Annotated in this window: 8 protein-coding genes; 1 reads left to right on the top strand and 7 read right to left on the bottom strand. The window is 54.1% G+C overall.

The annotated features are described in order from the left end of the window. Positions 1–2829: 2829 nt before the first annotated feature. The 4 genes from DV711_RS06995 to DV711_RS06980 all read right to left on the bottom strand — a co-directional run bounded on the left by DV711_RS06995 (position 2830) and on the right by DV711_RS06980 (position 6517). On the bottom strand, positions 2830–3672 hold the full coding sequence (locus tag DV711_RS06995) for a transglutaminase-like domain-containing protein (protein ID WP_165840030.1): 843 nt from the start codon (positions 3670–3672) through the stop codon (positions 2830–2832). A gap of 55 nt (positions 3673–3727) precedes the next feature. After that, positions 3728–4603 carry a hypothetical protein gene (locus DV711_RS06990; RefSeq protein ID WP_114694974.1) on the bottom strand — a complete coding sequence of 292 codons (876 nt, stop codon included), beginning with the start codon at positions 4601–4603 and terminating at the stop codon, positions 3728–3730. Positions 4604–4865: 262 nt separating this feature from the next. Then, on the bottom strand, positions 4866–5906 hold the full coding sequence (gene recA, locus DV711_RS06985) for a recombinase RecA (RefSeq protein ID WP_114694973.1): 1041 nt from the start codon (positions 5904–5906) through the stop codon (positions 4866–4868). Between the two features lie 131 nt (positions 5907–6037). Further along, a complete protein-coding gene (locus tag DV711_RS06980; protein ID WP_114694972.1) occupies positions 6038–6517 on the bottom strand; it encodes a CinA family protein in 480 nt (159 codons plus the stop codon). A 174-nt stretch (positions 6518–6691) separates the two neighbouring features. On the opposite strand from DV711_RS06980, the gene mutS reads away from it, so the two are divergent. Then, a complete protein-coding gene (mutS, locus tag DV711_RS06975; protein WP_114694971.1) occupies positions 6692–9304 on the top strand; it encodes a DNA mismatch repair protein MutS in 2613 nt (870 codons plus the stop codon). A gap of 65 nt (positions 9305–9369) precedes the next feature. Here mutS and rpoS read toward each other — a convergent pair whose 3' ends face one another. From rpoS to DV711_RS06960, 3 genes are all read right to left on the bottom strand, one after another. Beyond that, complete coding sequence (rpoS, locus tag DV711_RS06970; protein WP_114694970.1) at positions 9370–10281, bottom strand: RNA polymerase sigma factor RpoS; 912 nt, start codon at positions 10279–10281, stop codon at positions 9370–9372. 106 nt (positions 10282–10387) lie between these two features. Beyond that, positions 10388–11209 (bottom strand): peptidoglycan DD-metalloendopeptidase family protein, encoded by an 822-nt coding sequence (locus tag DV711_RS06965; RefSeq protein ID WP_243633758.1) that lies wholly within the window; start codon positions 11207–11209, stop codon positions 10388–10390. A gap of 72 nt (positions 11210–11281) precedes the next feature. Then, on the bottom strand, positions 11282–12214 hold the full coding sequence (locus DV711_RS06960; protein ID WP_207802570.1) for a polyprenyl-phosphate transporter: 933 nt from the start codon (positions 12212–12214) through the stop codon (positions 11282–11284). Positions 12215–12254: the final 40 nt, after the last annotated feature.

Below are 12254 nucleotides of genomic sequence, written 5' to 3'. Positions count from 1 at the left end.
ATAGTAAACTGCTACTCGCCCGCCCCCTCCGCCGCCAGCATAATTAAAGCCATTAGCTCCACGCGCCGAAATAAAACCAGTGCCAGAAAGCCCTCCTGTATTAACCCATACGCTACCGCCACTACCTCCACCGCTTTGATTGGAGCCTATGCCATTTGCTTCAATAACCCCATCCAAACGCAACTCACCTGAAACGCTCAATTTGATTGCGCCGCCTCCACGACTTCCTCCCATCTCAGTCTCACTGTGGTAACGACCTCCTGTACCAAAGCGAAACGGCTGTTTTGCCTCGCCATAAGTGTCGTTGGGCGGAGCTCCTTCTCCTATATAAAAAATTCCACCAGAACCTCCATAGCTTCCACCAGATAACGCCCCCGCATTTAAATCTTCTCTCATCCCTCGTCCAGTTAAATTAATCCTCCCCCCTTCTTCTACAACCATACTCGAGGTGTTTAACTGCAACGGTGAATCATAGGCGCCTAGACTGTAAACAGGTGTCGTTAATTGGCCATCGCTTTTTATCACTATATTTGTGAAGTTATGAATACCTCGAAGACTATAAACCCCCCCAGAAATTACCAGTTGATCATTAGGCACTATTACATTGCCTTCAAACTCCAGGGTTACACTCCCATCAAGCTCCATTGAGTTATTAAGCTTGGCTCCATCTGCAAAATGGAGTTTTGCAGTATTACTGGCGACTATAGGTATATCTATATTGAGATTATTAGCTTGAAAGTATACTTGACCACTATTTTTAACATCAAAGGAGCTGTTCAGATATTTAGCTTTAGCCAAGACCAGGCTACCGCCATCAACGGTAATGAACCCATCTATCGTAATTGCTTCCTCAAGAAGTACATTAGCATCAGTGATATATATCTGTTCATCAAATGCCGTCTCATAAAGAACAGCATTGGCATGCTCCTCCCCCGAGCCAAGACCTTTGAAATATATTTCCCCAGCGATCTTAGAATTATCTTTATAGTAAAATGTACCAGATGCCCCGAACTGACCTCCTGGTTGGCCACTCCCCCCACGTACGTCTACTTGCGTGTCAGGATCAAAACCCTCCGCGAAGTCATAGTAGATAGCGACCCTTCCACCTCCACCGCCACCACCGTATCTATAGGTAGCACTTGCTCCCTTCGCAGATATGCTACCGCCACCTGCCAAAGTTTTTGCTTCAATCCAGACGGACCCTCCACTCCCTCCCCCATGAAAACTACTACTACTTCCATCAGCAGCAATGCTTCCATCAAGCTGTAGGGAGTCTGTAACCTTCAATTTGATTACTCCCCCTCCTCGACTAGGATCTCGACTGATACCGTCTGTACCGACCCAACCGCCAGTACCAAAATCAAATGGCTTTTTATAGTTACCGTATGCTGGAATTGACTGACTGCCTCCAAAAGAGCCGCCTAATCCACCATAACTACCCCCAGCAGCCCCTCCTACTAATGGATCAGGAAATTTACCTAACCCTGACACGGTGATCTGACCACCATTTTCTATGGTTAGAAAATCAGCATTAACTATTAAGGGTTTCGTATGCACATCTGTTTCATAGATTTGTGTGGTTAAGATGCCATCGGCCTTAACTAGAACTTCGCTGAATGTTTGGCTGCCGCTTAAACTATAGGTTCCACCCTCTATAACTAATTTGTTATCAGGAGTCGACAGACTCCCAAGAAACTCTACGAAAGCGCTACCATCACCTTTTACAGGAACATTTAGAATTACATCTTCAGAAAAAGAAACTTGACCACCATTTCTAACATTCAAAGCGCTATTTACTTCAGCCGCTTTTTCTACTGTAAAGCTTCCACCATCTATCTCTACTCGACTATTAATCGCGGTTGCCGTATTAAGATGTAGATTTGCATTATTAATATGGATAGTCTCATTAACTGCCACCTCATCAAGAATAGCAATCGCGTTTGAGCTATCAGCCCCAAGACCCATGAAGAAAAGTTCACCCAACAACTTCACATTGTCTTTGAAATAAAAAGTTCCTGAAGCACCATGCTGACCAGCCTGTCCATAAATACCATAACTACCGCCTCGGACATCTACCTGCGTGTTAGGATCAAATTCATCGACTGAATCGTAGTAGATAGCGATCCTGCCACCACCTCCACCACCACCTTCTCCCCAGTAAGGCACACTCCCTCCCTGTGCCGTAATACGCCCAGAACCTGTTAATACGCCTACCTTGATCCAAACAGAACCACCGCTCCCAGCACCAAAGCTACCACCCACAATACCATCAGCTTCCACACTTCCATCTAGCTGTAGGCGCCCCTTAACATCCAGTTTAATAACACCACCACCTCGAATGATTTCTCTATTAAATATCGCGCCAGAGCCATATTCAAAAGGCTGTTTGTAGTGCCCATAGGTTGGGTTTTGAAGACCACCATCATACCCCCCACCCGTACCACCATAACTACCTCCAACTCCAAAACTTGCTGTGGGTACTGCCATCTTCCCTTTCCCGGTAACCCAAATACGAGAGGAACCATCAATAATCAGATCGTTCTCAATGGTTAACACCGGCTTATCAGCCACTTCAACTTCATGGGTAAGCGTGGCACCGTTAACCAACTGCAAGCTGTTAAAACTATGAGCACCGGCAATAGAAACTTCCACCCCGTCGATGGTCAGGTCCGAGCCGTCATAGTAGAGATCATCCGCCGAAATGGATTGTGGCTCAGTGAGCCTAAACGACTCAGAGGCGATAACGATTGAGGTATAGAGTCCACTTAGTAGCAGCAGAGCAGTGGCTAAGACGCAGTTCCTTTGCATGGTCTTTTCAATCCTTGCTGATTAGTTCATGGCGATTCGAAGGCGGGGGTCATGGGCCAGAAAACGCTCGGCGTTACCCATCGGATCGTCTTCGAGTTCTCCGATCTGCCTGAAGGCGATGTAATTTGCGTAGTGTTCGTCAAAGTGTCGGCGCTGCGGGTCAGCGAGCACCCAGCGTTGTCCGTCATGAAACTCGGCCCAGTTATGGTAGTTACCGGCCTTGAGCAGATTGGTTTTCTGTTCCAGCCAAAAGCCCGCCAGACTACGGCTGGGAATTTCGTGCGCACGGGTTAGCGCGACGAAGCCATACATGTATTCGGTACAATCTCCCTTCCGATGCTCAAGCGCATAGGCCGCGCCTCGGTCCCTGGCGATGTACCCGATATCTTCAACGTTTTGTACCAGCCAGTCGTATATTGTCCGGGGTTTATCTGATGTGTCGTCAAATCGTTCCGCCACTCGGGCCACAATGGGGGAATCGAGCTCTACATATTTTTCGGGCGCCGTATAGCGGGCAACGGCAGAGGGAGTTATCCGCTGTTTATTGGGTTCCTTTGCCAACGCAAGTTCTGCGGTTACAACAAGGGTTTTAGTGGCATAGGGAGGCAGCACCGGAAGTTGGAAGGATAATTTACGATTTCCCAGCGCATCATCCACCGTATCGAATGGATAATCGGCGGTTAATGACAATAACTTCTGATTGGCGGTTTGGGGCAAGGGGGAGAAGGTGACGAAGCGGGCATTATGAATTGTTTCTGCAGTCGTATTGGTAATCGTAAAGCCATAGCGGATCTGCTTTTTCACCGTGTAGGCCTGCTCAGCCTCAGGATCAAACGATCCGTTCGGTAACTTCAATACACTCATTATCACAGCGGTTGCAACCAGGACAACAGCCCCCCATAGAAACAATGACCTGCGCTTATACATTGCACATCATCCTTCTATTGGAGGACCTGTTACGTTGGCTGGTTATTACTCGCTGTCGCTCAACAAACGTCTTTAATCCGGCAACCCCATCCTCCAGATAGAACAAATTCAGCTGCTGGAAGCTATCGGCCAGGCGCTTTGCGTCAGCTATATCATCACTAATCAATACGATCGGCGTAAATTCCCCAGTCTGGTTCTCTTCAAGCAGGGTCGTCAACTCAACAACACCCTGCAGTTCATCCTCAGAAAACCGAAGGTCGAGTACTACGCCCAATTGCTCCAACTTGTCCTGAGCCTCCGATCCCAACCCTACGACACGGACTCGTCCGTTATTCCATTCAGACCAAAAAGCGGAGGAGGAAACGGCATTGTCCGATGCAACCGCTATGGACCGGGTTTGAAGCTGGGTGCGATAAGCCCGCACACCACCTTGTAGATAACCAACCGATTTAAAACCGGCTTGTTTGAGACGATGGCACCATTGAATTGATGAAACCGAACCGAAACTACTGTCAATTAACAGCAGGTCATCATCCTTCAGAAATTGTTTATGGATAAGCTGCCGGTTAGGGATCGCAAGGACGCCGGATAATTTGCTTTGATCGGGGGAGAGATCCCGCACATCGACAATACGGTATCGTTCGAGCCGAGTATTAACCTGTGAAACGGGCAATATACAGTTAGCGGCATCCTTCGGAGTGAAGGAAAGATCGAAACTGGAGTCACACGAGAGGGGGAGTGGACGCTCTTCGGCTACCGAAACACTGTCTAAGCCAACGCTAAGCCAACCAAGAAGCAGCAGTCGCTGAAAATACCAACTGCGTTTGCCAGACCAAGCACAAGTGCTCGACTTCATTTTCCACTCCATTGGAAACATCAATCCTTGATATCACAGCCGCTACAATATCACGGCTTAGCCGCAATCTATCCTGTTACCCCTGGTCATGCAAGTGCTCGCTATTCGAAGATGTATTCTTCAGCAACGATATAGAAGAAATGGAAATTAGATATGTAGGTTAAAGAAGCTAAAAAATAACCTTTAGTTCAAACCTTATAGTTCCTTCATCCCCCCGAAACGAAAAGGATTCTCAAATGAGAATCCTTTGGCAGTTGAATGCAAGAAAAGTTGATCAGAACTCCAGCTCACCGGCGGTTTCCTGTTCGTTCTTCTTCTGCGGTTCCGGAATATTCAGCAGCTGAGCGCGGATCTGATCTTCGATCTCCTTGGCCACTTCCGGATTTTCCTCCAGATACTTGGAGGCATTGGCCTTACCCTGACCGATCTTGCTGCCCTTGTAGGCATACCAGGCACCGGACTTGTCGACCAGCCCCTGCTTAACCCCCAGATCGATCACCTCACCCATATGGTAGATCCCCTTACCATACATGATCTGGAACTCGGCCTGTTTGAACGGTGGAGATACTTTGTTCTTAACCACCTTGACCCGGGTTTCGTTACCGATCACCTCATCCTTGTCCTTCACCGCACCGGTGCGACGAATGTCCAGACGGACCGACGAGTAGAACTTCAGCGCGTTACCACCGGTGGTGGTTTCCGGTGAACCGAACATCACCCCGATCTTCATCCGGATCTGGTTGATGAAGATCACCAGGCAGTTGGCGTTTTTGACATTACCGGTGATCTTACGCAGCGCCTGACTCATCAGACGTGCCTGCAGGCCAACGTGGGAATCACCCATCTCGCCTTCGATCTCCGCCCGCGGCACCAGCGCCGCTACCGAGTCGACAACCAGCACATCAACGGAGTTGGAGCGCACCAGCATATCGGTGATCTCCAGCGCCTGCTCGCCGGTATCGGGCTGGGAAACCAGCAGGTCTTCGATATCAACTCCCAGCTTCTCGGCGTAGATCGGATCCAGCGCATGCTCGGCATCGACGAAGGCACAGGTCTTACCCTGCTTCTGCGCTTCGGCAATCACCTGCAGTGTCAGGGTGGTTTTGCCCGAGGATTCCGGGCCGTAGATCTCAACGATCCGACCGAAAGGCAGACCACCTATACCCAGAGCGATATCCAGGCCGAGTGAGCCGGTAGACACCGACGGAATGACTTCGCGGGGCTGATCCCCCATGCGCATGACCGCGCCCTTACCGAATTGACGCTCGATCTGAGCCAGCGCCGCCGACAGCGCCTTCTTTTTGTTGTCATCCATCAGGGTACCCTTTGATTTTGTAACCAGGCCGAATAGGACTCGAAATAACTGAGTTTTTATACAGCAAAACAACTGTATATCTGAACAGTATTATTTCACAAGATTTTTTAAACGCAAGCGCTCAATGCAGATTAGTTTTGCACCATCCGCAACATGCCCGAAATTGCCGCAACAACCGCTTGATCTCTAACGGTTTGACGATCGCCATTAAAGCGATGACAGAGGCTTTTAAGATCGCCTCCCGTACTGGCCCAGGCAAACCAGACCGTTCCCACCGGCTTATCCGGCGTCCCTCCACCGGGGCCGGCAATTCCACTGATTGCGACGCTGATCTGCGCATCACTGTGTTGCAGCGCCCCCCTGGCCATCGCTTCGACGCACTCCTGACTCACCGCGCCTGGACCGGTAAACACCGTCTCGGGCACCCCCAGCAAGCGTTGTTTCATCGCGTTCGAATAGGTGACAAACCCACCTTCAAGCCAATCGGAGCTGCCCGCCAGCGCCGTCAACTGGTGCGCCACGCCTCCACCGGTGCAGGACTCCGCCGTAACCGCACGCCAGCCTTTGGCCAGCAGCGCCTGAGCCAGCGCCTCAACCTGAAGATCGATCATTGTCGTCACTCCTTCCGCCTTCCCTTCACCACTTGTTACGCCGCTATTACGCCACTAAGTCAGACCTAATTTGCGCTTCGAAATATCGCACAACATACCGTAGAATGACCAGCTTTCGCCGGCCCGGCTCCAACTCCGCCAACCAGTCCCAACAAGCCATAGAACAGCACAAACATGAGCAAAAAAGCAGCCAATAAAAGCACCCACACGCCGATGATGCAGCAGTATTTCCGCATCAAAGCCGAACACCCCGACGAGCTGGTGTTCTACCGCATGGGTGACTTTTACGAGCTGTTCTACGACGATGCCAAACGCGCATCGCGGTTGCTGGATATCTCCCTGACCAGCCGTGGTCATTCCGGCGGCGAGCCGATTCCAATGGCGGGAATCCCCTATCATTCGGCCGACAACTATATCGCCAAGATCGTCAAATCCGGTGAGTCGGTGGCGATCGCCGAACAGATCGGCGACCCGGCCACCAGTAAGGGACCGGTCGAGCGCAAGGTGGTGCGGGTTGTCACCCCAGGGACCCTGACCGATGAAGCCCTGCTGGACGAACATCGAGACAATCTGCTGCTCGCCCTGACCCGCGATGCGGATCGTTTCGGTCTGGCCAGCCTGGATATCAGTGCCGGTCGGTTCTGGGTGACCGAGCTGGACGGTGAGTCCGCGCTGTTGGGCGAGCTGGCTCGACTGCGCCCGGCGGAACTACTGCATAATGAAGAGGACGGGCTCGAGCCGCTACTGGACGGTTTTGTCGGCCTACGCCGCCAGCCCCCGTGGAATTTCGAACTCGATACCGCCCACCGACTGCTGACCGGTCAATTTCAGACCAAGGACCTGTCCGGCTTCGGCTGCGAAGAACTACATACGGCACTGCGTGCCGCCGGCTGCCTGCTGCAGTACGCCCGCGAAACCCAACGTACCGCACTACCCCATATCCGCTCGATCAGCACCGAGCAGCAGGACAACAGCGTTATTCTGGATGCCGCCACCCGCCGCAACCTGGAGCTGGATACCAATCTGATGGGTGGCAGCGAAAACACCCTTTGTTCGGTGCTGGACCGCACCGCCACCCCGATGGGCAGTCGCCTGCTTCGTCGCTGGCTGCACCGCCCGTTGCGTAACTTGGAAGCGATCCGCAAACGCCAACAATGTATCGGCAGCCTGTTGGACGACTTCCGCTTCGAGTTGCTGCAGCCGCTATTGAAACAGATCGGCGATATCGAACGGATTCTGTCACGGGTCGCACTCCGCTCGGCAAGACCTCGGGACCTGGAGCGGCTCAAACTCGCCCTGGGCTGCCTGCCGGAGCTGCAACAGCTGCTGTCACCACTGGATTCACCCCGCGCCAGCGAGCTGGCGACTCTGATCAGCGAATTCCCCGAGCAACATGCACTGCTGGAGAAGGCGATCAAGGAAAATCCACCGGTGGTCATCCGCGACGGTGGCGTGATCGCCGAAGGTTACGATGCAGAGCTGGACGAGCTGCGCGCCCTGAGCGAAAACGCCGGTGGCTATCTGGTGGAGCTGGAGCAGCGCGAGAAAGAGCGAACCGGTATCGCCACCCTGAAGGTCGGCTACAACCGGGTCCACGGTTACTACATCGAGATCAGCCGGGCCCAATCGGAGCTGGCCCCGGCCGAGTATATCCGTCGTCAGACCCTGAAAAACGCCGAGCGCTTTATCACCCCGGAACTGAAAGAGTTCGAAGACAAGGCACTGAGCAGCAAGAGCCGCGCTCTGGCCCGGGAGAAGATGCTCTATGAGGCGTTGCTGGAAACCCTGGCCGCCGAGCTCGCGCCATTGCAGGACAGCGCCGCCGGACTGGCCGAGCTGGACGTGCTGAACAACCTGGCAGCCCGGGCCGAGCGGCTCGATTACTGCGCCCCGCAACTGGAGTCGGAGCCGGGAATCCAGATCAGCGGCGGCCGCCATCCGGTGGTCGAGCGGGTCTCTGAGGATCCGTTTGTTGCCAACGATCTACAACTGCAGTCGGATCGACGGATGCTGATCATCACCGGTCCCAACATGGGCGGTAAGTCCACCTATATGCGCCAGGCGGCACTGATCGTGCTGCTGGCCCATATCGGCAGCTATGTGCCGGCGGCCCAGGCCCAAATTGGTCTGGTCGATCGGATCTTTACCCGAATGGGTTCCTCCGATGATCTGGCCGGTGGTCGCTCAACCTTTATGGTGGAGATGACCGAAACCGCCAACATCCTTCACAATGCCAGCCCCCGCAGTCTGGTGTTGATGGATGAAGTCGGTCGCGGCACCAGTACTTTCGATGGACTGTCGCTGGCCTGGTCCAGTGCCCGCCACCTGGCTGCCCAGACCCGTGCCTTCACCCTGTTCGCGACCCACTACTTTGAGCTGACTGCCCTGCCGGAGCAGGAATCCGGAGTCGCCAATATCCACCTGACTGCCACCGAGCACAACGACCACATCATCTTCCTGCACAGCGTTCATGAAGGGCCGGCCAGCCAGAGCTACGGCCTGCAGGTCGCCAAGTTGGCCGGGGTACCGCTGGCGGTAATCGACGAAGCCAAGCTAAAACTGCAGCAGCTCGAATCCGCACCGGTATCAGCCCAACCAGCAGGTGCGCCGCTACAGAACGATCTGTTCAGCCAGCCCGAACCGCAGCCGCAAGTTCCACTGTCGGCGCCGACCGAGCCCCACCCGCTGGAACAGCAACTGGGGCGGATCGATCCGGATAGCCTTACCCCGCGGCAAGCGCTGGAAAAGCTCTACCAATTGAAGGAAGCATTGGATAACGAAAAGTAAGCCCAACGACGAGGCACAAAAAAGCCACCCATGGGGTGGCTTTCCTAGTCGGGTTTAGCGATCCCTCACTCGAGCAGATCGGCACCGCTCAAGCCGTTGTTCTCGACAATTTCACGCAGTCGCCGCAACGCTTCGACCTGAATCTGGCGTACCCGCTCGCGGGTCAGGCCGATCTCACGCCCGACCTCTTCCAGGGTGCTGATCTCGTAGCCATGCAAACCGAATCGGCGTGCCAGCACTTCACTGTGTTTCTCCGGCAGTGTATCGAGCCAATCATCCAGGCGGCCGATCAGGTTGGTGTTCTGCAACCAGGTTTCCGGGTCGGCGGTTTCGGTATCGGGAATGGTATCGAGCAGCGATTTATCGGAGTTCTGCCCCACCGGGGTATCGATCGAGCCGACCCGCTCGTTCAGCCCCATCATCCGCTTGACGTTCTCGACCGGCTTGTCGAGCATCTCGGCGATCTCTTCGCAGGTCGGCTCGTGGTCAAGTTTCTGGGCCAGTTCCCGCGCGGCGCGCAGGTAGACATTGAGCTCTTTAACAACGTGGATGGGAAGGCGGATCGTGCGGGTCTGATTCATGATCGCCCGTTCGATGGTCTGGCGGATCCACCAGGTGGCGTAGGTTGAAAAGCGGAAGCCCCGTTCCGGATCGAATTTCTCCACCGCGCGGATCAGACCGAGGTTGCCCTCTTCGATCAGGTCCAGCAGGGTCAGGCCACGGTTGATATAGCGGCGGGCAATTTTGACCACCAGGCGCAGGTTGCTCTCGATCATGCGCTTGCGGGAGGCCTCGCAGCCCCTCAACGCCTTGCGGGAGAAATACACCTCCTCTTCGGCACTTAGCAACGGCGAAAAGCCGATCTCGTTAAGATAGAGCTGGGTCGCATCGAGGTGTTTGGCGTTAACCAAATCATCGTGGACTTCACTCCGCGCCTTATCCATTACGACATTCGCATCGGTGTCGTCTGCTACCATGTAACCGTCCCTAAGATTTTTGCTGCCACCTCTTTGGGGGCATTTATTCTAGTTTCCTGAGCGGATACTGCATCAGCAGGCCGATGTTATCGGCTAGTCCCTGCTGCTACCGCCGGGGCAAATAACGCACCGGATCAACCGGCTTGCCCTCTTTGCGAATCTCAAAATGTAGCATGGTCCGATCAGCACCGCTATTTCCGATTTCCGCTATTTTCTGTCCTACATCAACCTTCTGCCGCTCTTGTACCAATAATTTGTCGTTATGGGCATAAGCGCTGAGGAAGGTTTCGTTGTGGTTGATGATGATCAGATTGCCGTAACCCAGCAGTCCGCTGCCGGCATAAACCACCACACCACCACCGGCGGCATAGACCGGATCACCACGTTTGCCGGACAGGTTGATCCCTTTATTGATACTGCCTCGCGAACTAAAGCCCTTGATCACCCGCCCCGATGCCGGCCAGCGCCATTTCACCGGTCCGGTGGGAACCGCGGTGGCACGCACCGCGGTCGAGGGCTTGATCGCCGGTTTGGTTTCAGCCTTGGGTTGGGTCGCCGTGGTAGCTGGCTTGGCTGTTTTGGTGCCGGCCACCACCACAGGGGCGCTGGCTTTGGCAGCAGTGTCCAGCCGCAGTCGCTGTCCCGGATAGATCCGGTAGTCACTACCGATGTTGTTGGCCTCGGCCAGATTGCGGAAATCGATACGGTAACGCCAGGCGATCGAATAGAGGGTATCGCCTCGCTGGACTCGGTAATAGCCGCTGGAAGGAAGTTTGGTGGCCACCGGTTGAGAGCGGGATTGCTGACGAGGTGGCGGGGAGTATTGTTTATTAAGCGAGCGCTCACTGACCGGGGCCATATGACCACTGCAGGCCGTCAGCGCCAGTAACAACAACGGCACTAACAACGCTCGCAGAGTCTGTGTCACACGGATCCGCACAATCTGTGCAAAGCTCCTGATCCCGGTTAACCTCTGAAGCCGGCGCCGCGATATCAGCGACTAGTTGGATCGGCTTCCGTATCGCTCCAGCATATAGACCGCGCCACCTCCCAGCAACATCAACGCCAGCGCCGCCCATAGATAAGGCTCCTGCCCGGTCAATGCCAGATAGTCCGACGGCAGCACATTGTCCTGCATCAACGGTACCAGATCACCGTGGCTGTTGATCCGGTAATCGGTGGTGTATTTCCACGGCCAGATCTTATTCAACGATCCCAGCATGATGCCGATCAGCAGCGCCAGCGTCAGGTCATGGTGATGTTTGAACATCCAGCCAAGCAGATGGGAGAAGCTCAGCAGACCGGTGGCGCAGCCGGCCAGAAACAGCAGCAAAATCTGCAGATCGAGGGCTTTTATTGCGCCCATAATCGGGGCGTAGAGCCCCAACAGCAGCAAGATAAAGCTGCCGGAAATACCCGGCAGAATCATCGCACAGATCGCTACCGAGCCCGCCAGAAATACTACCCAGTTGCTGATCTGTATCTCCACCGGCGACACCACGGTGACCAGATAAGAGAACAGGCTGCCGAACCATAGGCAGAGCATCAACCTCAGATTCCAGAGGTTTACCTTGCCGGCCATCCAGAGCGCCGAGCTGACGATCAAACCGAAGAAGAATGCCCATAGCAGGGTGGGATACTGCTCCAGCAGATAGATTGCCAAGCGCGCCGCCGACGCCAAGCTAATCAGCACACCGCTGAGCAGCACGACCAGGAAGGTACCGTTGATATGCTGCCAGAACGCTTTAGGTCCCTGTTGAAACAGCAACAGCAACGCCGCCGGCGTGATCCGACGAATCGAGCCGACCAGCTCTTCGTAGATACCGCTGATAAAGGCGATGGTGCCACCGGAGACGCCGGGAATGGCATCGGCGATCCCCATTGCAGCACCCTTGAGAAATAACGCGACCCAGTCCTGGACTGCGCGGCTCATACAACTCTCCCTGTTCTGGGGTCTAGTGAATCATGTTGGA

This window comes from Motiliproteus coralliicola, assembly GCF_003345655.1.
GTDB classification, from domain to species: domain Bacteria; phylum Pseudomonadota; class Gammaproteobacteria; order Pseudomonadales; family Balneatricaceae; genus Motiliproteus; species Motiliproteus coralliicola.
The sequence above is the reverse complement of the archived record's forward strand: the minus strand, read 5'-3'. Positions and strand labels throughout refer to the sequence as shown.